Raw genomic sequence first — 22,352 nt, 5'->3', positions numbered from 1 at the left:
TGTCCGGAGGTGTCGGACAGGCCCCTCCCCGTCGCTGCCGTCAGCCGAGCGAGACGTTGCTCGTCTTGACCGGCTCGTCGTAGATGTCGGAGATCGCGTCGGCGAAGTCGGTCAGGATGACGTTGCGCTTGATGCTCATCTTCGGTGTCAGGTGCCCGCTCGCCTCGGTCCACTCGGTGTCGAGGATCGTGAACTTGCGGATCGACTCGGCCCGCGAGACGTTGCGGTTGGCCTCGTCGATCGCGCGCTGCACCTCGGCGCGGACCGCGTCGCTCTTCGCTGCGTCGGCGAGCGGCATGTCACCGGCGAGCCCGTTGTTCGACAGCCACGTCGGCAGCATCTCGGGGTCGAGCGTCACGAGCGCCGAGATGAACGGCTTCTGGTCGCCCACGACGACGACCTGACCGACGATCGGATTCGCGCGGATGGGATCCTCGAGCACTGCGGGCGCCACGTTCTTGCCACCCGCGGTGACGATGATCTCCTTCTTACGGCCGGTGATGGTCAGGAAGCCGTCGTCGTCGAACGAGCCGATGTCGCCCGTCTTGAACCAGCCGTCGTGGAAGGCGGCATCGGTCGCCTCCGGATTGCGCCAGTACTCGGAGAAGACGTTGATGCCGCGGACCTCGACCTCGCCGTCCTCACCGAGCCGGACACCGACGCCGGGCAGGACCGGCCCCACCGTGCCGATCTTCGCCTTGGTCGCGAGGTTGACCGTCGCGGGGGCGGTCGTCTCGGTGAGGCCGTAGCCCTCGAGGATCGTGACTCCGAGGCTGTGGAAGAAGTGCCCGAGGCGCGGTCCGAGCGGTGCCGACCCGGAGACGGCATAGACGACCCGACCGCCCATCGCGGCCCGCAGCTTGCCGTACACGAGCTTGTCGAAGACCCGGAACTTCAGCTTCGTCGACAGGGGGATGCGCTTGCCCTCCTGCTGCAGGCGCGAGTGGTCGATCGCGACCTGAGCGGCGGCGCGGAAGATCTTGCCCTTGCCTCCCGCCTCGGCCTTCTGCTCGGCGGAGTTGTAGACCTTCTCGAAGACCCGCGGTACGGCGAGCAGGAACGTCGGCTGGAACGTGCCGAGCGCGGGCAGCAGCTGCTTGGTGTCGGGCTGGTGACCGGTCTTGACGCCGGCGTGCACGTTGAGGATCGAGATGAAACGGGCGAAGACGTGCGCGGTGGTGATGAACAGCAGGGTGGAAGCACCGCCCGGGTGGTTGACGACCTCCTTGAGCGCCTCGCCGGAATTGCGCGCCAGCTCGACGAAGTTGCTGTGCGTCAGCACGCATCCCTTGGGTCGTCCGGTGGAGCCCGAGGTGTAGATCAGGGTCGCGATATCCGACCCCACCGCGAGGTTGCGGCGTCGCTCGATCTCGTCGTCGGCGACGTCGCCGCCTCCGGAGCGGAGTCGGTCGAGGTCGCCCGCGCCCATGGTCCAGACCTCGCGGACGAGCGGGACGGTGGAACGGATCTCGGCGATGCGCTCCGCGTGCTCGGCCGTCTCGGCGACCGCGAACGTCGCACCCGAGTCGCTGAGGATCCAGGCGATCTGTGACGCCGAGCTCGTCTCGTACACGGGGACCATGACGGCCCCCGCGAAGAACAGGGCGAAGTCGACGAGTGTCCAGTCGTACGTCGTTCGCGCGATGAAGGCGACCTTGTCGCCGGGCTCGACGCCCGCCGCGACGAAGCCCTTCGCGAGGGCGGTGACCTCGCGTTGGAACTCGGCCGCCGAGATGTCGCGCCATCCGCCGTCGTGCGGCACGGAGAAGAGGGCGCGCGACGGGGTGGCGGCCACCCGGTCGACGAGGAGATCGGAGATGTTCGCGTCGGGGTCGGCGGGGACGACGGCGGGGACTTCGAACTGGACGGCGCTCATGGGCGGCAACTCCTTCGGTACCGGAAGCGTCTGGCAGGGTACGGCCACTCTATCGGGCGCCCCGACCCCCGGCCCCGCGCCGCCCCGCGCCGCCGCACTAGACTTTCCGGGTCGCCGCCGGACGGTCGACGGAAAGGACCCGCGCGTGCTCAACATCGGCATCGACATCGGCGGAACCAAGATCGCCGGAGGCGTGGTCTCGGCCGACGGCACGATCCTCGACCGCATCCGCGTCGACACGCCCGCCGACACCGATGCTCTGGCCGACGCGGTCTCCGACATGGTGCGTCACTTCCGCGCCTCGCATGATGTGACGGCCGTGGGGGTCGCGGCCGCGGGGTTCCTCGACCGCACCCGCTCGATCATGCGTCACGCGCCCAACATCGACTGGGTCGATCATCCGTTGCGGGCCGAGCTCGAGTCCCGCGTCGGCGTCGCCGTCGTGCTCGAGAACGACGCGAACGCGGCGGGGTGGGCCGAGTACCGGTTCGGGGCGGGGCGTGGCAGCTCGAACATGGTCATGCTCACCCTCGGCACGGGTGTCGGGGGAGCGGTCATCATCGACGGACAGCTCCTGATCGGCGGCCGCGGTGCGGCGGGCGAGCTCGGACACGTGCGCTTCGAGCGCGGTGGCCGTCTCTGCGGCTGCGGTCTGCACGGCTGCCTGGAGCAGTACGCCTCGGGCCGCGCCCTGCAGCGCGAGGCGATCGCCCTGGCCGACGACCCCGACCTCGGTGCCGGTCTCGCCCAGGTCCGCGACGAGCGGGGCAAGATTCCGGGCGACGCGATCTCGCGTCTGATCCTCGCCGACGACCCCGGCGCCGTCGAGGCGCTGACCCGCGTCGCGACTGCGCTCGGAGAGTCTGCCGGGGGCTTCCAGGCCACCCTCGATCCCGAGATCTTCGTCATCGGAGGCGGCGTCGCGCAGCTCGGCGAGACCCTCCTCGCCCCGGTCCGCGCCTCGTATCGCGCGGCGCTGCCCGGCGGCGAGAACGCGGCGCCCGCGGAGTTCGCCATCGCGACGCTCGGCAACGACGCCGGCCTGATCGGCGTCGCCGATCTCGCCGGGGGGCGGTGACCGGTGTTCTACTGGCTGATGAAGTACATCTTCATCGGACCCGTCGTGAAGGCGATCTTCCGCCCGTGGATTGTGGGACGCCGCAACGTCCCGGCCACCGGGGCCGCCATCTTCGCGAGCAACCACCTCTCGGTGAGCGACTCGATCTTCCTTCCGCTGATGATCGATCGGCCCATGTCGTTCCTCGCGAAGAGCGACTACTTCACGGGCAGAGGCCTCCGAGGGTGGGCCACGCGCGTCTTCATGAAGGCGACGGGGCAGATCGCGATCGATCGGACGGGCGGCAAGGCCTCGGAGGCCTCGCTCAACACCGGGCTGCAGGTACTCGGCCGCGGTGACCTCCTCGGCATCTACCCCGAGGGCACGCGGAGCCCCGACGGCAAGCTGTATCGCGGGCGCACGGGCCTGGCCCGCATGGCCCTCGAGGCGCGCGTCCCCGTCATCCCCGTCGTGATGGTCGACACCGACGCGGTCATGCCGATCGGCCGCAGCATCCCGCGCGTCGGGCGGGTCGGGATGGTCATCGGCGAGCCCCTCGACTTCTCGCGCTTCCAGGGCATGGAGGGCGACCGCTTCGTGCTGCGCTCGGTGACCGACGAGATCATGGTCGCGCTCCAGCGGCTGGGCGAGCAGCAGTACGAGGACGTGTACGCCTCGTCGGTGAAGGAGCGTGCGGCGGCCCAGGAGGCCTAGCCGTCACACGACCGGCGCCACCTCCGCCGCGCACTAGACTTGGCCCGTGGCTACGCTGGATTCACTCGACACGTGGCGCGATCTTCCCATCAAGCAGCAGCCGGCGTGGAACGACCCCGACGCCGTCGCTGCGGTGTCGGCTGAGATCGCGACGCTCCCGCCCCTCGTCTTCGCCGGGGAGGTCGACATCCTCCGCGAGCGCCTCGCGCGCGCCGCATCCGGACAAGCCTTCCTGCTGCAGGGCGGTGACTGCGCCGAGACGTTCGCCGGCGCCACCGCGGAGCAGATCCGCAACCGAATCAAGACCGTGCTGCAGATGGCGGTCGTGCTCACGTACGGCGCATCGATGCCGGTCGTCAAGATGGGGCGCATGGCCGGCCAGTTCGCCAAGCCGCGCTCGAGCGACACCGAGACGCGCGGCGACGTCACCTTGCCCGCCTACCGCGGCGACATCGTCAACGGCTACGACTTCACGGCCGCATCGCGTCAGCCCGACCCGGCACGCCTGCTGAAGGGCTACCACACGGCGGCCTCGACGCTCAATCTCATCCGCGCGTTCACGCAGGGCGGTTTCGCCGACCTGCGCGAGGTGCACTCGTGGAACAAGGGCTTCGCGACCAATCCGGCCAACGCCCGTTACGAGGGCCTCGCTGGCGAGATCGACCGCGCCATCAAGTTCATGGAGGCGGCCGGCGCCAACTTCGACGAGCTGCGCGGCGTGGAGTTCTACACGGGCCACGAGGGCCTGCTGATGGACTACGAGCGCCCCATGACGCGCATCGACTCGCGCACGAACACGCCGTACAACACGTCGTCGCACTTCCTGTGGATCGGCGAGCGGACGCGCGAGCTCGACGGCGCTCACGTCGACTACTTCTCGAAGATCCGCAACCCCATCGGGGTCAAGCTCGGCCCCACGACCTCGACCGACACCGCTCTGGCGCTCATCGACAAGCTCGACCCCGAGCGCGAGCCCGGTCGCCTCACGTTCATCACGCGGATGGGCGCGGGCAAGATCCGCGACGCCCTGCCCCCGCTTCTCGAGGCGGTGAAGGACTCCGGAGCGACACCGCTCTGGGTGACCGACCCGATGCACGGCAACGGCATCACGACGCCCACGGGCTACAAGACACGTCGCTTCGACGACGTGGTCGACGAGGTGCGCGGCTTCTTCGAGGCGCACCGCGCCGTCGGCACATTCCCGGGCGGCATCCACGTCGAGCTCACCGGCGACGATGTCACCGAGTGCCTCGGTGGCTCGGAGATGATCGACGAGGCGACGTTGGCGACCCGCTACGAGAGCCTGTGTGACCCGCGGCTGAACCACATGCAGAGCCTCGAGCTCGCGTTCCTGGTGGCCGAGGAGCTCGAGAAGCGCTGACCCGGCAGGTTCGTCCTGCGCACCGAGAGCGCGCATCCGACCCGGTGAGGATCCACCTCGCCGTGCGGATGCGCGCTCTCGCCGTTCGGCGACCGAGCCGCCGGGGCCGACAGGGGCGTGATCAGCCGGTGGCGGTGATCTGCAGCGTGATGGTGGTGCCGCGCACCTGCATGCTGCCGCCTCGCGGATCCTGCGCCGTCACGCGGGTCAGCCCGTCGGGCCAGATGTTCCAGAGGGCCGAGTAGCTGACGTCGAAGCCCGCGCCACGGAGGGTCTCCGAGGCGGCATCGCGCGTCTGACCGACGACGTCGGGCACCTCGAACAGCGGGGGACCGCTCGACACGATCAGCGTCACGGTCTCGCCCGGTCGCCAGTTTCCCTCTTCGCCGCGCGCGACGATCCCGATGACGTCTCCGCGGGCGATGTTCTCACTCGACTCGCTGCGGGTCTCGCCCGAGACCTCGAGTTCGACGTCGTTCAGCGTGCTGGTGGCGCGATCGACGCTGAGCCCCGAGACATCGGGGATGGCTCCGCGCGAGACCGTGAGGCTCGCCGAGTCGCCCTGCCGGACGACGCACCCGTCGGAGCAGGCGATCGGATCCCCGCCCCCGGCCGGAGTGACGAACGCACGGATGACGGTGCCGTCGGCGACGTCGGGATCGAACTCCGCGTCGGCGTCGTCGGCCACCGCGACGATGTTCTGTCGAAGCAGCTCCCGCGCGGCATCGGCACTCTGGCCGGTCAGAGCGGGGATCGACACCTCGGCGGGCCCGCGCGAGATGTAGACGGTCACGACGTCCTCGCGGTCGAGGCGAGCGCCGGGGTCTGGGGAGGTCCGTATCGCGAGCCCCTCCTCGACGTCGAGACTGTTCTCGCCCGCCTCCTCGGCGCGCAGCCCCTGAGCGACGATCGCGGTCTGCGCCTGCTCGAAGCTCGTCCCACGCACGTCCGGCACGGACACCAGTGAGCCCGGCCCGGAGCCGAACCACCATCCGGCGCCTCCCGCGAGGGCGGCCAAGAGCACGACGATCGTCAGGAGCCATGCTCCCTTCGCGCGATTGCGTCGCGTGTGTCGTCGCAGCCGTGTCGCGTTGTCGACATCCGTCGTCACCGGCGGCGCCGTGAACGTCCCGGGCATGACCTTCGTGAGTTCGCCGGACGACCCCGGGCCGTCGTCGTCGATCACGACGGCGGGGGCGCCCGAGGGCGCAGTGCGCACGACCTGGGGGAAGACGCCGAGCTCGCGCTGGATCTCGCGCAGCCGCTCGAGCATCACCTTCGCGTCGAGCGGGCGCTCGTCTGGCTCGCGCTCGGTCGCCCACAGCACGAGTTCGTCGAGCTGTTCGGGAACGCCGGGGTTCTTGGCGCTCGGACGCGGGACCGAGTCGGTCGCGTGCTGGTAGGCGATCTGCATGGGCTGCTCGCCCTTGTACGGCTGCTCGCCCGCGAGCATCTCGTAGAGCATGATCCCGAGGGCGTAGATGTCGCTCCGAGCATCGGCGGTGCCTCGCGTGACGAGCTCGGGTGCGAGGTAGGCGATCGTGCCGAGCAGCATCTGCCCCGTGGCCGTGTTCGCCGTGGTCGCGCGCGCGAGGCCGAAGTCGCCGATCTTGATGCGCCCGTCCTCGGCCAGCAGCACATTCTCCGGCTTGACGTCGCGGTGCACGATCCCGGCCCGGTGGGCGGCGGCGAGACCCGAGAGGATCGCGTCCATGATCGTGATGGTCTGCGGGATGGTGAGGCGCTTCTGCTCCCGGAGGAGCTCGCGCAGGGTGATCCCGGGGAGGTACTCCATGACCAGATAGGCCATCTCGCCGTCCTGGCCCTGGTCGAAGACGTTCACGACGTGGGGGTCGGCCAAACGCGCCGCCGAGCGGGCCTCCTGGATGAAGCGGCTCTGGAACACCGAGTCGTCGGAGAGGTGTCCGTGCATGACCTTCAGGGCGACCCGGCGCTCGAGGCGCAGGTCGGTGGCGACGTAGACCGTCGCCATTCCGCCGCGGGCGATACGAGCGCGGACGCGGTACCGCTGGTCGACCAGTCGGCCGATCAGCGGGTCGGTCTGCTGGCTCATGCTCACGCAGTGATTCTACGGAGCGGATGCTGCGAGCCCGGGCAACGGCTCACCCCGGGACGTCCGCTGTTCGGACGCCGATCGGGCCGGGGGGTCACCCGAGCGCGGCCAGCCAGCGGTACGCCTCGCCCTCCCACGCGCCGTAGCGCTCGGGGTAGGCCGAGATCTGCACGGCCTGCGCCGCGTCGGTGAAGGGCAGGGCCTCCCAGCCGGGAACGTCGAGCAGCCCGCGCGTGGCGGTGCCGTTGGGATCGGCCGTGCCGCCGAAGAACGTCGCGATCGACCGGGCCGGGTCGCGCACCTGCTCGGGCGTGCCCCAGCCCGTACTGGGTCGCTGCTGGAACAGCCCGAGCGAGTCACGGTCGCCCCAGTCGAGGTTGCGGATCCACGACTCGACCATGGCCGTCGCGAGTGCGACCGCGATCCCACGGTCCGGCACGCCGCGTTCACGTCCGACCTGGATGATGAGGCGGGCGTTCGCCACCTGTTCGGCGTCGAGCCCGAGTTCCGGCGCCGCAGAGACCTGGGCGGCCGCGGTGGCCGCGCCGCCGGGGATGACCAGATCCTGCCCGGGGTAGATGATCGAGGACCGGTCGAGTCCATTGGCCGACAGCATGGCGTCGAGCCCGATCCCGTTCGCCGACGCGATCGCCGACAGGGTGTCGCCGGCGGCCACGGTATGGGTCGATGCCGCCAACGGCGTCGCGGCAGGGCTCGCCGCGACGGGAGCGGCCGCGGGGGAGCCGGACGACGATCCCGGAATCGTCAGGGTCTGACCGGGGAAGATGACCGCGTCGCCCGCGAGCCCGTTCGCCTCCAGGAGCGTCGCCACGGCGATCCCGTGGGACCGCGCGATCGACCAGGGGGTGTCGCCGCCCGCGACGGTGTGCGTCTCCGTGGGCGCTGCCGTCGGCGCGGCAGCGGACGACACCGGCGCGGCGACCGGACCGGATGCCAAGCGGATGCGATCGCCGGGGCGGATGACCGACGACCAGTCGAGGCCGTTCCACGCCAGAAGGTCGACGGTGCGCACGCCGTACGCCGCCGCGATGCGGCTGACGGTGTCTCCGAGGACCACCGTGTGTTCCGCCGGTCGATCCGCGGCGGGGCGGACCGTGCCGCCGACGGTGCGCACGGCATCCGCGAACGAGGCTCCGGATGCGACGTCGCTGCGTGCGGGCTCGGCGGCGGCGGCGCTGCCGGGGTGCGCGGCGATGCTGAGGGCGATCGAGCCGACGACGGCAGGCGCGACCGCTCCCCGCAGGCGGTGGAGGTGGCGGTGCGGGGGAGAGTTCGGCTCGCGGCGCACGGGGTTCCCTTCTCGGAAGTCGGGGAAACGGTGACACGTCGCTGTGAGGCGTGTCAATCGGAGTGACGCGTGTGACTGGTGTGACAACGAGCGCGGCCGCCCGCCGACGCCCGCGCGGGAGGTGACATAGTGAAGGGGTGAGCACCCCCGATTACCCCGTCGTTCCCCTGTCCTGGCTGGCATTGCCCGAGGTGGTGGAGCTGACCGGCGAGACGCTGAGCCGGGTCCGTCGACTGCTGGATGAGAATCACCTCATCGGTTCGCGTCGGGACGGAACTCTCCGCATCCCCGAGGCGTTCTTCGTCGACGGCGCTCCGCTGTCGTCGCTGCACGGCACGATCACCGTCCTGCACGACGTGGGCTTCTCGGACGATGAGGCCATCGACTGGCTGTTCGCCGTCGAGGACTCGATCGGCGCCGCTCCCATCGCCGCCCTCCGCGCCGGACGGAAGACCGAGGTCCGGCGGGTCGCGCAGACCCTCGCCTGACCCGCCGCCCCGCTCAGGCGGCGCGGTGGATCGCCGCGCGGCCGAGGGCGCGCAGCTGGTCGCTGACGCCGTCGTCGATCGGCGCTCCGACGAGAGCCGCCTCGGCTTCGCCGGCGAGCCGGTCGATCTCGCGCTCGAGGCGCTCGACGGCCCCGCTCGCAGTGATGGCGTGCTGCAGGCGGGTGATCGAGACGTCGTCCAGCCCACGGTCGCCGAGCGCCGCGTCGAGCTCGGCACGAGCCGCCGAGTCCGAGGACTCGCGGGCATAGGCGATCAGCACCGTGCGCTTGCCCTCGCGGAGGTCGTCTCCCGACGGCTTGCCGGTCACGGAGGCGTCACCGAAGACGCCGAGGATGTCGTCGCGCAGCTGGAAGGCCATTCCGACCGCGTGCCCGAAGCGCCCGAGCGCATCACGCTGAGCGACCGTCGCCCCACCCAGCGCCGCGCCGATGAGGAGGGGCTGCTGCACGCTGTAGCGCGCAGACTTGTACGACGCGACCCGCAGTGCGCGCTGCGCATGCTCGCTGTCGGGGGCGGTCGACCACGCCGCCTCCTCGGCGACATCGAGATACTGGCCCACGGTGACATCTCGACGCATCCCGGCATACTGCCGACGCACGTCCGACGCATGCGGGCTCGCTTCGATCGCATCCTCGAGCATGTCGTCGCTCCAGGCGATCAGCAGGTCTCCGAGGAGGATGCCGCCGGCGCGTCCGAAGGCGTCGGCGTCGCCCAGCCATCCCGACGAGCGGTGGTGGGCCTCGATCGCACGGTGCGAGGCGGGCCGTCCGCGCCGGGTGTCGGAGTTGTCGACCAGGTCGTCGTGCACCAGCGCCGCCGCGTGGAAGAGCTCGAGCGAGGCGGCGACTCCGGCGATGTCCGCGGTCGTCTCGGGCCCGCCCGCCGCCGCGTGGCCGGCCGTCAGAAAGCGCGCGCGGAGCCGCTTGCCGCCGGCGACCGCGGCGAGCGCACGCTCGACGAAATCGACGGCTTCGGTGCCGAGGCCGATCACCTCGGCCCGTCGAGCGGCCGCGAAGCTTTCCAGTCGCTGGGAAACGGTCGAGATCGGGTCGGCGGAGCTCGTCACAGGCCTAGCCTAGTTCTCAACAGCGCGCGTAGAATCGGGCGCACAAGTACCCGAACAGAGGGGGATGCATGCCACTGTCAGAACAGGAGCAGCGGCTGCTCGACGAGATGGAACGCCATCTCATGCGCAATGAAGCAGACGTCGTCAGTGCTCCGCGCAACGGTCAGTCCCTCAGCTACCGCAACATCGTCTACGGCGCGGTACTCGTCCTCCTCGGCCTCGGCGGCCTGATCGCGGGCGTCTCGAGCAGCATCATCGCCATCGGCGTCGTCGCCTTCCTGGTGATGGTCGGCGGTGTGGTGCTCGCACTCACCCCCTCGCGAACCGGCACGGCCGGGCGTCCGGCTTCGACGACCGGCACCCGAAAGACGACGGCGCCCCGGACCTCGTCTTTCATGGACCGCATGAATGATCGATGGGACCGTCGCAACGGCGAACGCTGACAGCCTTCTCCTCTGAGAGCACCGACCTCCGGGTCGGTGCTCTTTTTTGTGCCCGCGGGGGAGGGCGCGGTACGGAAACCATAGTGAAGTGGAGGAAAGTGGAGTAAAGTGGTGCGTACCGACGGGCCGGGAGGGGGTGGTGGAGCACCATGCTTCTCGGCACGCACACCCCCAAGCTCGACGAGAAGGGCCGCGTCATCCTCCCCGCCAAATTCCGCGACGACCTCGGCCCCGGTGTCGTCGTCACGCGTGGCCAGGAGCGCTGCCTCTACGTCTTCAGCACGGTCGAGTTCGAGCGCGTGTACGAGCGCATCCGCGAGGCTCCGCTCACCAACAAGCAGGCGCGCGACTTCCAGCGCATGTTCCTCTCCGGTGCCAGTGCGGAGAAGCCCGACGGTCAGCACCGCATCACCGTCCCGCCTCACCTGCGCACCTACGCGGGGCTGGGCCGCGAACTCGTGATGACCGGCGTCGGAGCGCACGCCGAGATCTGGGACGCGGATGCGTGGAACGCCTACGCGGCGGGCAACGAAGACGCCTACTCCGACATGGAGCAGGAGGTGATCCCGGGACTCTTCTGACCCGTGGCCTTGATCCTCAGCCGCTGGCCCTGACGCACTTCCCCGGTGTCAGGTCGCAGCGGAGGGGGATCAGGACCCCGGGACGGGACCCGCACAGGTCATGACGAACAACGACATCCACACCCCCGTCCTCCTCGAGCGCTGCGTCGAGCTGCTCGCCCCCGCGCTCCAGCGCGACGGCGCGATCGTCGTCGATGCGACCGAAGGCATGGGCGGGCACTCCGAGGCGCTGCTCGAACGCTTCCCGGGCGCCCGTCTGGTCGGCCTCGACCGCGACACCGACGCACTGCGCATCGCCGGCGAGCGCCTCGCGCGCTTCGGCGACCGCGTCGACCTCGTCCACACCGTCTACGACGGCATCGGCGACGCCCTGGCGTCGCTGGGCATCCGTCGAGTCGACGGCATCCTGTTCGATCTGGGCGTGTCGTCGCTGCAGCTCGACGAGGCCGACCGTGGCTTCGCCTACGCGCAGGACGCGCCCCTCGACATGCGGATGGACCAGACCGCCGGCACGACGGCGGCGGAGATCCTGGCGACCTACAGCGAGGGAAACCTGCGCCGCATCTTCGAGCGCTACGGCGAGGAGAAGCTGGCAGGCCGCTACGCCCGGGCGATCATCGAGGCCCGAGGCCGTGCGCCGCTCACGCGCTCGGGCGAGCTCGTCGACGTCCTCATCGCCGCGACGCCGGTCGCCGTGCAGCGCGAGCGCTCGGGCCACCCGGCGAAGCGCGTGTTCCAGGCGCTACGCATCGAGGTGAACGCGGAGCTCGCGGTGCTCGAGCGGGCGCTGCCCGCCGCGCTCGACGCGTTGGCCGTCGGCGGCCGCATCGTCGTCATGTCGTACCAGTCGCTCGAGGACCGCGCCGTCAAGCGCGTGCTCGCCGAGGCGTCGTCCTCGACGGCGCCCCGTGGCCTGCCGGTCGAGCTCGACGAGCATGCACCGCGCTTCCGACTGCTGGTGCGCGGTGCGGAGCTGGCATCCGAGGAAGAACGTGAACGCAATCCCCGTGCGACGCCGGTCCGGCTGCGCGCGGCGGAACGGATGAGGGAGGCCTCGTGACTGCCGACAACACCGCCCGCATCCCCGCGCCCCTCGGAGACGACTTCTTCTCGAGCGTGCCCGGACGCCTGCCGCGCGAGGGGGAGAGGGAGCGTCAGCGCGATCTGCGCCTGGTTGCCGCGCCCGCCCGGCGTCGACGTCCGCGCATGCTGTACGGCGTGATCGCCGTCTCGGGCGCCGTGCTCATCGGCGTCGTCCAGATGGGACTGTCGATCCTGACCACGCAGACGTCCTACGAGATCTCCTCGCTCAGCCAGCAGCAACGCCAGCTGACGTGGCAGAAGCAGATCCTGGAGGACGACATCGCCGGGCTCGGCTCTCCGCAGTACCTGGCCGCCAATGCCGCGGCGCTCGGCATGGTCATCGCCGAGTCCCCGAACTACCTGCGCCTCAGCGACGGCGCGGTGCTCGGTTCGTCCAGTGCGGCGGGCGCGACGTCCAACGTCGACGCGCTCGGGCGGGCCGCCGTGGCGAACTCGCTCGTGGCGGGCGTGCCTCTCGTGACCGACCCCGACGCGAGCCTCGAGACGGGGGCGGGCGTCGACGAGCTCGTCGGCTCGGATAGCGCGACACCCCCGCCCATCGCCGACGGACTCCCGGCTCCGACCACACACTGATCTTCATGACGACACGAGCTACCCGCAGTCCGCGCCGCCGTACGGTCGTCGCCCTGCTCATCGTCCTCATCGTCCTCGTGGCCTTCATCGTGCGGTTGGTCGACATCCAGGTCGTCAATGCCGATGAGCACGAGACCGACGCACGCAATCTCGCGATGGAGGCGGGTACCGACCTGTTCGGAACGCGCGGCGACATCACCGATGCGAACGGCGCGACGCTGGCGACGACGACGTCGGTCTACGACGCCAAGATCGACCCCAAACTCGCGATCGAGGGCATCAAGCGCAAGGACGACGACGGCAAGACGGTCGCCGTCACCTGGCCGGAGCTCGCCGCCGAGATCGCCGCCGTCACCGGGCAGGACGCCGCCGAGGTCGAGAGCATCGTCACGACCGCCGTCGCCGCCGATCCCGAATCGCGGTTCGCCTACCTCGACCGGGGGATCTCGACCGAGCAGTATCGAGCCATCGCCGACCTCAAGCTGCCGTTCGTCGGCTTCGATCAGCACCCGCACCGCACCTACCCCGACGGCGCCGTGGCCGGCAACGTCATCGGATTCGTCGGCTCCGACGAGGCCCCCCTCGAGGGCATGGAATCTCTGCAGAACTCGTGCCTGCAGAGCAGCGACGGCAAGATCCGCTACATGCGCGGACTCGACGGCGTCGTCATCCCCGGCACCGAGGTCGAAGACCCGGCGCCGGTCAACGGCGGGACGCTGCAGCTCACGATCGATCGCGACCTGCAGTGGTACATGCAGCAGCTGATCGCCGAACAGACCCAGAACCTCGGAGCCGAGAGCGGGTCGATCCTCGTGGTCGAGGTCGCGACCGGCAAGATCCGCGCGGCTGCCGAGTACCCCAGCGTCGACCTCAACGACATCGCCTCGTCCGACCCGGCCGATCGCGGCAGCCGACTCTTCCGCGACTCGTACGAGCCGGGCTCGACGTTCAAGCCCGTCACGGCGGCCACGGCCATCGAAGCAGCGGGGCTGACCCCGCTCTCGACAGCGTGGACGCCCGACCGCATGGAGTTCCCCAACGGCGCCGTGGTCAACGACTCCGAGCACCACGAGGCACAGAACCTGACGCTGACGGGCGGGCTCGTCACCTCATCGAACGTGGCCCTGTCGCAGTTCGGATCGCAGGTCGACCCCGCGACGCGGCTCGAGTATCTGAAGAAGTTCGGGGTCGGCGAGGGAACCGCGCTGAACTGGTCGGGGGAGCCGAAGGGCACCTACATCCCGACCGATCAGTGGGACAACCAGACGTATTACACGACCACCTTCGGCCAGGCCTTCACGGTCACCGCTCCGCAGGTCGCGAGCGTGTACCAGACCATCGCCAACGGCGGAGTGCGCGAGCCGCTCAGCCTCGTGGAGTCGTGCACGGCGGCCGACGGCACCGTCACCGAGCCCGACCTTCCCGCGCCCGAGCGCGTCATCAAGCAGAGCACCGCGAGCCAGGTGAGCCAGATGCTCGAGAACGTCTTCGCGCAGGGCACCCTCGCCGACGACATCGCCATCCCGGGCTACCGTATGGCGGGCAAGACCGGAACCGCGCAGAAGGTGGATCCCGCGACCGGCGCCTACAAGGACAACCTGTACTACACGTCGCTCGTCGGGTACGCACCCGCCGACGATCCGAAGTATGTTGTCCTGACTGCATTCGACGAGCCGAAGACGCTGCGTCTGTCGGCGGCGAACCGGCCGGCCTTCCAGAAGGCGATGACCCAGGTGCTGAAGCACTACCGGATCATGCCCTCGGACTCGCAGACGCCGCTGCTCCCCGTGACCCAGTGACGCGCATGGCCGCGTCCGAGGACTGAACATGATCTCCCTCCCTCTGTCCGACATCGCCCGCGTGCTCTCGGGCACCCTCCGCCTCGCCGGCGGCGACACCGCCGACACTCGCGTGAACGGCGCGGTCGACACAGACTCGCGCAACATCGGCCCGGGTGATGTCTTCGTCGCGAAGCCCGGCGAGGCCACCGACGGGCACCTGTTCGTCCCCATGGCCGCGGACGCGGGTGCGGCGCTCGCGATCGTGGAGCGTCCCGTCGAGGCTCCGGTGACGCAGATCGTCGTCGCCGACGCCGTCACTGCTCTCGCGGATCTCGCCCGCGAGGTGGTGGGCCGCGTCCGCGCGGCCGGCGATCTGCGCGTGGTCGGCATCACGGGCTCGAACGGCAAGACCACCACGAAGAACCTTCTGGCCCGCATCCTCGAGGGCGAGGGCCCGACGGTCGCGCCGCGCGCCTCGTTCAACAACTCCGTGGGCGCGCCTCTCACGATGCTCCGCGTAGCCGCAGAGACGCGCTTCCTCGTCAGCGAGTTCGGCGCCGACGGCTCGGGTCAGATCGCGCGCCTCGCGGGGCTCGTGACCCCCGACGTGGGTGTCGTGCTGATGGTCGGGATGGCGCATGCGGGCGGATTCGGCGGCGTCGAAGCGACCCTGAAGGCCAAGACCGAGCTGGTCCAGGCGGTCCGCCCCGGTGGCGTCGCCGTGCTGAACGCCGACGACGCCCGCGTCGCGACGATGGCCGCTGTGGCGGAGGCCCGCGATGTCCGCGTCCGCTGGTTCGGACGCGGTGCCGGTGCCGAGGTCCGCGCCGAGGACGTCGAGGTCGACGCGTCCGGCACGTCGTGCGTCGTCGTCGTCGGCGACGAGCGCCTGCCGCTCCGGCTGCGGGTGCTCGGAGAGCACCACGTCATGAACGCCCTCGCCGCGATCACCGCCGCACTCGAGCTCGGTGTCGCGCTGAAGGACGCGGTCGCGCGGCTCGAGACTGTCGAGATCGCGGAGCGCTGGCGGATGCAGCCGCTGGGGTCGGATGCCGTGCGCATCATCAACGACGCCTACAACGCCAGCCCCGACTCCATGTCCGCAGCGCTGCGGACGCTCGCGCAGATCACGCAGCCGGGCGAGCGCAAGGTCGCGGTGCTGGGCGCGATGAGCGAGCTGGGCGAATTCGCGGGAGAAGAGCACGATCGAGTCGGTCTGCAAGCCGTGCGCCTGCGCGTCGAGCGCATCGTCGTCGTCGGCGCCGACGCCCGCCGGCTCTACCTCGCGGCGATCGGCGAGGGCTCGTGGGACGGCGAAGCGGTGTTCTTCGCCGATGCCGACGCCGCCTACGACTACCTCGTCGACGAGCTGCGTCCGGGCGACCGCGTGCTCGTCAAGTCCTCCAATTCGGCGGGACTGCGGCACCTCGGTGATCGTCTGGGAGAATTCTTCTCGTGAGATCCCTGCTGACGGCCGCGACGATCTCGCTCGCGTTCACTCTCTTCCTGACCCCCCTCTTCATCCGCCTCTTCGAGAAGCTGGGCTGGGGGCAGGTCATCCGCACCCCCGACGACGCGACGAACCCGAGCCACCACGCCAAGCGCGGCACGCCCACCATGGGCGGGATCATCTTCATCCTGGGCACGATCGTCGGCTACTTCGTCGGCACGTTGACCGGTGGCGCGCCGCCGTCCGTATCGGGCCTCCTGGTGATCTGGATGATGGTGGGTCTGGGCGTCGTGGGATTCATCGACGACTACATGAAGGTGCGCTCGCAGCGCAGCCTCGGGCTGTCGGGATGGCGCAAGGTGGCCGGCCAGGTGCTCGTCGCCGTCTCGTTCGGAGTGCTCGCCCTGCTCGTCCCCAACGCCGCCGGCCAGCCCGCGGGACGCCCGTTCATCTCGCTGTTCCGTGACATCGACTGGCTCTCGTTCATGGCGCTCGGCGGCATCGCCGGGTGGCTGCTGTACCTCGCGTGGGTGTCGTTCCAGGCGGTCGCGTGGTCGAACGCGACCAACCTGACCGACGGCTTGGACGGTCTCGCCACCGGCGCCGGGATCTTCACGGTCTCGGCGTACAGCCTCGTGACCTTCTGGCAGTTCCAGCAGCGCTGCGCGAGCGGCGCGCTGGTGCCGGCCTACGAGACCGCCTGCTACACGACGAACGACCCGATGGACCTGACGATCATCTCCGCATCCTTCGTGGGCGCGCTGGTCGGATTCCTGTGGTGGAACGCCCCGAAGGCGAAGATCTTCATGGGCGACGTCGGATCGATGGCGATCGGCGGCGTGATCGTCGCGATGGCCGTGCTCTCGCGTACGGAGCTTCTGGCCGTCATCATCGCCGGCGTCTTCATCATCGCCCCGGGATCGGTCATCCTGCAGCGGTACTACTTCAAGGCCACGGGCGGCAAACGCCTGTTCCTCATGAGCCCGTTCCATCACCACCTCGAAATGCGCGGATGGCCCGAGGTCACGATCGTCGTCCGGATGTGGATCATCGCGGGCATGCTCGCCGTCGGCGGCGTCGGGCTCTTCTACGTCGCATGGCTGGCCGCCGTATGAGCGCCCGCCTCGACGGACTGACGAGCTGGAACGCCGACTGGCGCGGTCTCCGCGTCGTCGTCCTGGGTCTGTCGGTGACCGGGTTCTCCGTGGCCGACACACTCGCCGAGCTCGGCGCGGACGTGCTCGTGGCGACCGAGGGTGCCGACGCCGAATACGCCCGGCTGCTGCCGGTCATCGGGGCGACGCTCTACGACGGCTCGCTGCAGAGCGTGCCCGAGGCCGTCGTCGCCCACGCACCCGATGTCGTGATCGCGTCGCCCGGCTTCCCGCCGCACCATCCGGTCATCCGGTGGGCGATCGAGAGCGGCACGGCCGTATGGGGCGACATCGAGCTGGCATGGCGTGTTCGCGACAAGGTCGTGCGCCCCGACGGCCGTCCCGCGGACTGGGTCCTCATCACCGGCACCAACGGCAAGACGACGACGACGCAGCTGACGGCGGCCATGCTCGCAGCCGGCGGCCTGCGCGCCGCACCGTGCGGGAACATCGGCGTGCCGGTGCTCGACGCCGTTCGTGATCCGGGAGGCTTCGACGTCCTCGTGGTCGAGATGTCGAGCCACCAGCTCTGGTACCTCGGCCTGGCGGACGGGCCCGACCGGCTGTCTCCGCACGCGAGCGTCTGCCTCAACCTCGCGGACGACCACCTCGAGTGGCACGGTTCATTCGACGCGTATCGCGACGCGAAGGCCGTCGTGTATCAGAACACCCGTGTCGCGTGCGTGTACAACAAGGCCGATGTCGCGACGCGCGAGATGGTCGAGCAGGCGGAGGTCGTCGAGGGATGCCGCGCCATCGGCTTCGACCTGGGCGTGCCCGGGCCGAGTGATCTCGGCCTCGTCGACGGCATCCTGGTCGACCGCGCATTCCATGAAGAGCGCCGCACCTCGGCGCTCGAGCTGACGACCGTCACCGAGCTCGCCGCCCGCGACCTCGCCGCGCCGCACGTTGTTGCGAACATCCTCGCCGCCGCGGGGCTGGCCCGTTCACTCGATGTCGACCCGGCCGCGATCCGCTCGGCACTGCTCTCGTTCCGTCTCGACCCGCACCGCATCGAGATTGTCGCGCGGGCGGCCGGTGTCACCTGGGTCGACGATTCGAAGGCGACGAACCCGCACGCGGCGGCGTCGTCGCTCGCCGCGTTCCCCGGCGCGATCTGGGTCGTCGGCGGCCTGCTGAAGGGCGTCGACATCTCCGATCTCGTGGCCGCCCGGGGTGCCGCCTCGAAGGCCGCCATCGTGATCGGCCACGACCGGACCGCCGTCGTCGCCGCGTTCGCGCGACACGCCCCCGCGGTCCCCGTGATCGAGGTCGAGGCGACTCAGACTGAGGAGGTCATGGCACGGGTCGTCGAACTGGCGGCCGAGGTCGCCGGTGACGGGGACGTCGTGCTCCTCGCTCCCGCCGCTGCCTCGTTCGATCAGTTCGCCTCCTACGCCGACCGCGGTCGTCGCTTCGCAGACGCCGTGCGCGAACGGATCGGAAGGGGAGACGGTGACCACGACACCGAGCCGCCCGACGCCCCCGCCGACGAACATCGCTGATGAAGGCCAGGCCGCCCGCGGTGGGTTCGCCGCCCGGGTCTCGCTCGGCCGCGTGTTCGCTCCGGTCCCGAGCGAGTTCCTGCTCCTCGCATCCACCGCCCTGATCCTCACCGGCTTCGGACTCGTCATGGTGCTGTCGGCCACGATGGCCACAGCGAACGCGAGCCCGTTCGAGACGGTCATCAAGCAGGCGGTGTTCGCCCTGCTCGGCATCCCGCTGATGTTCATCGCCAGCCGGATGCCGCTGCGGTTCTGGAAGCGCATCGCCTGGCCGGCCCTGATCGGCGGCGTCATGCTGCAGATGCTCGTGTTCGTGCCCGGCCTCGGCGTGCACAACGACGGAAACACGAACTGGATCTCGATCTTCGGCTTCCAGGCGCAGCCGTCCGAGTTCCTGAAGCTGGCGCTCGCGATCTGGCTGGGCTTCGTGCTGTACCGGAAGCAGACCCTGCTCTCGAAATGGCAGCACGTCTTCATCCCGGTCGTGCCCGTCGGTGCGCTGGTGATCGGCACCGTGATGGGTGGCCACGACCTCGGCACGGCGATGATCCTCATGGCGATCCTGCTGGGCTGCCTGTTCTTCTCCGGCGTGAAGCTGCGCCTGTTCGTGATCCCGCTCATCCTGGTCGTCGGAGCCGCGGCGGTGTTCGCGGTGACGAGCCCGAACCGCATGGCGCGCATCATGAGCTTCCTCAACGTCGACTCGACCGACTGCTACTTCGCCGACGCGGGCTCGTGCTACCAGCCTCTGCACGGCGTGTGGGCGCTCGCGAGCGGTGGCGTATTCGGGCTCGGCCTCGGCAACTCGCGCGAGAAGTACCAGTGGCTTCCGGCCGCGGCGAACGACTACATCTTCGCCATCGTGGGGGAGGAGCTCGGGCTGATCGGCTGCGCCGTCGTGCTCGCGCTGTTCGCCCTCTACGCCGTCGGGGCCTTCCACATCGTCCGCAAGACGAACGACCCGTTCGTGCGCATCGTCGCCGGCGGCATCACGATCTGGATCGTGGGGCAGGCCCTCGTCAACATCGGCGTCGTCCTGCGTGTCTTCCCCGTGCTCGGTGTCCCGCTGCCCTTCATGTCGCAGGGCGGCACATCGCTCGTGTCCGGGTTGCTCGCCTCCGGTGTCCTGCTGTCGTTCGCGCGCACCCTGCCGGTTCGCACTCCGGCTCTCGACGTGGCCGCGGGTGCCCGCCCGGTCCGCCCGTCCGCCGCACGGTCGGCATCCGGCCGCCGGTAGGCTCGATCCGGTGACCACCTACCTTCTGGCGGGCGGCGGAACGGCCGGACACGTCAATCCGCTGCTGGCCGTCGCCGATGCGCTGCGAGACCGACGCCCCGAAGACACCGTGCTGGTTCTCGGCACCCGCGAGGGCCTCGAATCCCGGCTGGTGCCGGAGCGCGGATACGAGCTCCTGGTCGTCGACAAGGTCCCGTTCCCGCGGCGTCCCGACGCGGCCGCGGCCCGGTTCCCGGTCCGATGGCTGCGTGCCGTCGCGCAGGTGCGCCGATACATCCGTGAGCGCGGTGTCGACGTCGTCGCGGGCTTCGGCGGCTACGCGGCGGCTCCGGCCTACGTCGCGGCGCGGAGAGAGAAGGTGCCGTACGTGGTCCACGAGGCGAATGCGCGCCCCGGCCTTGCGAACGTGCTCGGCGCGCGTGGGGCGGCCGCGACGGGAATCGTCTTCGCGGGCACCCCGCTGCGCGGGGCCCAGCTGGTCGGCATGCCGCTCCGCCGCGAGATCGTCGGGCTCGACCGCTCGGCGCGCCGCGCCGAGGCCGCCGCCGCGTTCGGTCTCGACCCGACGCGACCGGTGCTGCTCGTCTTCGGAGGGTCGCTCGGCGCGCGACGCCTGAACGACGCCCTCGCCGGGTCGTGGCGCGACGTGGTGGGCGCGGGCTGGCAGCTGCTGCACGCCGCCGGTGAGCGCAACACCGTCTCCGGCAGCGACGTTCCCGACTACCGGGTCGTGCCGTATCTCGACCGGATGGACCTCGCCTTCGCCCTCGCCGACCTCGTCGTCTCGCGCTCGGGAGCGGCGACGGTCGCCGAGGTCAGCGCGCTCGGCATCCCCGCGGTGTACGTGCCGTATGCCGTCGGGAACGGGGAGCAGGCGCTCAACGCGTCGGGGACCGTGCAGGCCGGCGCCGCCCGCATCATCGCCGACGCCGATTTCACGCCCGATCGTGTGCGCGCGGAGATCGTGCCGTTGCTCGGCGACGCCGCCGAACTCGAACGGATGCGACGGGCCGCCGACTCGGTGGGCACGCGCGAAGGCGCGGCCAACGTGGTCGCACTGCTCGACGCCGCGCAGCGCCCCTGAGTGGCGTGGCGGGCGGGCGTCTCAGCCGGGCGACCTAGACTTGTCGGGTCATGATCAGACCCGATTTGAGCCTCCCGATCCCCGCCGATATCACCGCCGCGCACTTCATCGGCATCGGTGGATCGGGCATGTCCGGCCTCGCCGGCATGTTCCTCGATCGCGGCATCCGCGTCTCCGGATCCGACCGGGCAGACAGCCCCGCGATGCGGGCTCTCGCGGCTCGCGGCGCCATCGTGCACGTCGGGCACGACGCGTCGAACCTCCCGACCGACGCCGACACCGTCGTGCACACGGGCGCCATCTGGCCCGAGAACCCCGAGTTCCTGCTCGCGAAGGAGCGCGGACTGCACGTCATCCACCGGTCGCAGGCGCTGCACTGGCTCATCGGCGGGCGCCGGCTCGTGTCGGTGGCCGGCGCGCACGGCAAGACGACCTCGACCGGCATGATCGTGACCGCGCTGCGTGGACTCGGCACCCGCCCGACGTTCGTCAACGGGGGCGTCATCGCCGACCTGGGCGTCTCGAGCGCGACGGGGGACGACGACGTCTTCGTCATCGAGGCGGACGAGTCCGACGGCACGTTCCTGCTGTACGACACGTCGATCGCGCTCATCACGAACGTCGATCCCGACCACCTCGACCACTGGCAGACCCGCGACGCCTTCTACGACGGGTTCGCACGGTTCGCGGATTCCGCCCGTGAGGCCGTCGTCATCTCGTCCGACGACGCGGGCGCCGCTCGGGTCGCTGCGGCGCTCACGCATCGGCACGTCGTGACGTTCGGTCAGGCGGCCGACGCGGACGTGCGCGTCTCTGACATCGTGACCGACGGACCGGTCTCGTTCGCGCTCACGCACGGCGGCAGGACGGTCCATGGGCGACTCGCCGTCCCGGGCGCGCACAACGCCATCAACGCCGCGGGCGCCGTCGCCGTGCTCGTCGCTCTGGGCCACGAGCTCGAGCGCGCGCTCCGAGCCGTCGAGGGCTTCGGCGGCACGGCTCGGCGCTTCGAGCTGCACGGCGTGACGCGGGGCGTCAGCGTCTACGACGACTACGCGCACCATCCCACCGAGGTCGCGGCAGCGCTCGCGGCCGCGCGGACGGTGGTCGGCTCCGGGCGGATCATCGCGCTGCACCAACCCCACACCTACTCCCGGACCCAGGAGATGTTCCGCGAGTTCGCAGACGTCCTCGAGACGCACGCGGATCACACGATCGTCCTCGACGTCTACGGCGCCCGCGAGGATCCGGTGCCCGGTGTGACGGGCGAGCTCGTCAGCGGTGCGTTCGCGGATCCCGAGCACGTCCACTTCGTGGCGGACTGGCAGCAGGCGGCGGACTACACGGCCGGCGTGGCCCGCGAGGGCGACTTCATCGTGACGCTCGGGTGCGGCAACGTGAACCTCATCATCCCGCAGGTCCTCGACGCGCTCGCTCGGGCGGAGGGCTAGTCG

At 70.3% G+C, this 22,352-nt stretch carries 19 protein-coding genes; 15 read left to right on the top strand and 4 right to left on the bottom strand.

The window, feature by feature from the left end:
* Positions 1 to 40: 40 nt before the first annotated feature.
* Positions 41 to 1,876 carry an AMP-dependent synthetase/ligase gene (locus BLT21_RS04015; protein WP_091499589.1) on the bottom strand — a complete coding sequence of 612 codons (1,836 nt, stop codon included), beginning with the start codon at positions 1,874 to 1,876 and terminating at the stop codon, positions 41 to 43.
* A 145-nt stretch (positions 1,877 to 2,021) separates the two neighbouring features.
* On the opposite strand from BLT21_RS04015, the gene BLT21_RS04010 reads away from it, so the two are divergent.
* Genes BLT21_RS04010 through BLT21_RS04000 form a run of 3 tightly spaced genes read left to right on the top strand, consistent with a single transcriptional unit; the run spans position 2,022 to position 5,028 of the window.
* The gene (locus BLT21_RS04010) at positions 2,022 to 2,954 is read left to right on the top strand and encodes an ROK family protein (RefSeq protein ID WP_091499588.1); all 933 of its coding nucleotides are present in this window, start codon (positions 2,022 to 2,024) and stop codon (positions 2,952 to 2,954) included.
* 3 nt (positions 2,955 to 2,957) lie between these two features.
* Positions 2,958 to 3,647 (top strand): lysophospholipid acyltransferase family protein, encoded by a 690-nt coding sequence (locus BLT21_RS04005; protein ID WP_091499587.1) that lies wholly within the window; start codon positions 2,958 to 2,960, stop codon positions 3,645 to 3,647.
* A gap of 46 nt (positions 3,648 to 3,693) precedes the next feature.
* A complete protein-coding gene (locus BLT21_RS04000) occupies positions 3,694 to 5,028 on the top strand; it encodes a class II 3-deoxy-7-phosphoheptulonate synthase (protein WP_091499586.1) in 1,335 nt (444 codons plus the stop codon).
* Positions 5,029 to 5,149: 121 nt separating this feature from the next.
* On the opposite strand, the gene pknB is transcribed toward BLT21_RS04000, so the two are convergent.
* Positions 5,150 to 7,108 carry a Stk1 family PASTA domain-containing Ser/Thr kinase gene (pknB, locus tag BLT21_RS03995; RefSeq protein WP_091499584.1) on the bottom strand — a complete coding sequence of 653 codons (1,959 nt, stop codon included), beginning with the start codon at positions 7,106 to 7,108 and terminating at the stop codon, positions 5,150 to 5,152.
* 88 nt (positions 7,109 to 7,196) lie between these two features.
* A complete protein-coding gene (locus BLT21_RS03990; RefSeq protein WP_256335901.1) occupies positions 7,197 to 8,411 on the bottom strand; it encodes a LysM peptidoglycan-binding domain-containing protein in 1,215 nt (404 codons plus the stop codon).
* 137 nt (positions 8,412 to 8,548) lie between these two features.
* Between BLT21_RS03990 and BLT21_RS03985 the strand changes: the two genes are divergently transcribed.
* Positions 8,549 to 8,899: an Rv2175c family DNA-binding protein gene (locus BLT21_RS03985; RefSeq protein WP_091500675.1), complete on the top strand. Its 351-nt coding sequence runs from the start codon at positions 8,549 to 8,551 to the stop codon at positions 8,897 to 8,899.
* A gap of 13 nt (positions 8,900 to 8,912) precedes the next feature.
* On the opposite strand, the gene BLT21_RS03980 is transcribed toward BLT21_RS03985, so the two are convergent.
* Complete coding sequence (locus BLT21_RS03980; RefSeq protein WP_091499579.1) at positions 8,913 to 9,986, bottom strand: polyprenyl synthetase family protein; 1,074 nt, start codon at positions 9,984 to 9,986, stop codon at positions 8,913 to 8,915.
* A 68-nt stretch (positions 9,987 to 10,054) separates the two neighbouring features.
* Between BLT21_RS03980 and BLT21_RS03975 the strand changes: the two genes are divergently transcribed.
* The 11 genes from BLT21_RS03975 to murC all read left to right on the top strand — a co-directional run bounded on the left by BLT21_RS03975 (position 10,055) and on the right by murC (position 22,349).
* Positions 10,055 to 10,429: a DUF3040 domain-containing protein gene (locus tag BLT21_RS03975; protein ID WP_091499576.1), complete on the top strand. Its 375-nt coding sequence runs from the start codon at positions 10,055 to 10,057 to the stop codon at positions 10,427 to 10,429.
* A 149-nt stretch (positions 10,430 to 10,578) separates the two neighbouring features.
* Positions 10,579 to 11,010 carry a division/cell wall cluster transcriptional repressor MraZ gene (gene mraZ / locus BLT21_RS03970; RefSeq protein WP_091499574.1) on the top strand — a complete coding sequence of 144 codons (432 nt, stop codon included), beginning with the start codon at positions 10,579 to 10,581 and terminating at the stop codon, positions 11,008 to 11,010.
* A 100-nt stretch (positions 11,011 to 11,110) separates the two neighbouring features.
* Positions 11,111 to 12,070 carry a 16S rRNA (cytosine(1402)-N(4))-methyltransferase RsmH gene (gene rsmH / locus BLT21_RS03965; RefSeq protein ID WP_091499571.1) on the top strand — a complete coding sequence of 320 codons (960 nt, stop codon included), beginning with the start codon at positions 11,111 to 11,113 and terminating at the stop codon, positions 12,068 to 12,070.
* The gene (locus BLT21_RS03960; RefSeq protein ID WP_091499569.1) at positions 12,067 to 12,687 is read left to right on the top strand and encodes a cell division protein FtsL; all 621 of its coding nucleotides are present in this window, start codon (positions 12,067 to 12,069) and stop codon (positions 12,685 to 12,687) included. The genes rsmH and BLT21_RS03960 overlap by 4 nt, the downstream gene beginning before the upstream one ends.
* 5 nt (positions 12,688 to 12,692) lie before the next feature.
* Positions 12,693 to 14,486: a peptidoglycan D,D-transpeptidase FtsI family protein gene (locus BLT21_RS03955; RefSeq protein WP_091499567.1), complete on the top strand. Its 1,794-nt coding sequence runs from the start codon at positions 12,693 to 12,695 to the stop codon at positions 14,484 to 14,486.
* 28 nt (positions 14,487 to 14,514) lie between these two features.
* On the top strand, positions 14,515 to 15,927 hold the full coding sequence (murF, locus tag BLT21_RS03950; RefSeq protein WP_091499564.1) for a UDP-N-acetylmuramoyl-tripeptide--D-alanyl-D-alanine ligase: 1,413 nt from the start codon (positions 14,515 to 14,517) through the stop codon (positions 15,925 to 15,927).
* The gene (mraY, locus tag BLT21_RS03945) at positions 15,924 to 17,033 is read left to right on the top strand and encodes a phospho-N-acetylmuramoyl-pentapeptide-transferase (protein WP_091499561.1); all 1,110 of its coding nucleotides are present in this window, start codon (positions 15,924 to 15,926) and stop codon (positions 17,031 to 17,033) included. Before murF ends, mraY begins: the two co-directional genes overlap by 4 nt.
* Positions 17,030 to 18,577: a UDP-N-acetylmuramoyl-L-alanine--D-glutamate ligase gene (murD, locus tag BLT21_RS03940; protein WP_091499558.1), complete on the top strand. Its 1,548-nt coding sequence runs from the start codon at positions 17,030 to 17,032 to the stop codon at positions 18,575 to 18,577. Before mraY ends, murD begins: the two co-directional genes overlap by 4 nt.
* Positions 18,528 to 19,814: a putative lipid II flippase FtsW gene (gene ftsW, locus BLT21_RS03935; protein ID WP_091499555.1), complete on the top strand. Its 1,287-nt coding sequence runs from the start codon at positions 18,528 to 18,530 to the stop codon at positions 19,812 to 19,814. The genes murD and ftsW overlap by 50 nt, the downstream gene beginning before the upstream one ends.
* A gap of 10 nt (positions 19,815 to 19,824) precedes the next feature.
* A complete protein-coding gene (locus BLT21_RS03930) occupies positions 19,825 to 20,898 on the top strand; it encodes a UDP-N-acetylglucosamine--N-acetylmuramyl-(pentapeptide) pyrophosphoryl-undecaprenol N-acetylglucosamine transferase (RefSeq protein WP_091500674.1) in 1,074 nt (357 codons plus the stop codon).
* Positions 20,899 to 20,948: 50 nt separating this feature from the next.
* Positions 20,949 to 22,349, top strand: a complete 1,401-nt coding sequence (murC, locus tag BLT21_RS03925; protein ID WP_091499552.1) for a UDP-N-acetylmuramate--L-alanine ligase — start codon at positions 20,949 to 20,951, stop codon at positions 22,347 to 22,349.
* Positions 22,350 to 22,352 lie beyond the last annotated feature (3 nt).

Source organism: Microbacterium sp. cf332 (genome assembly GCF_900102175.1).
Lineage (GTDB): Bacteria > Actinomycetota > Actinomycetes > Actinomycetales > Microbacteriaceae > Microbacterium.
Note: the sequence above shows the minus strand (reverse complement) of the source record. Positions and strands in the feature narration are given on the sequence as shown.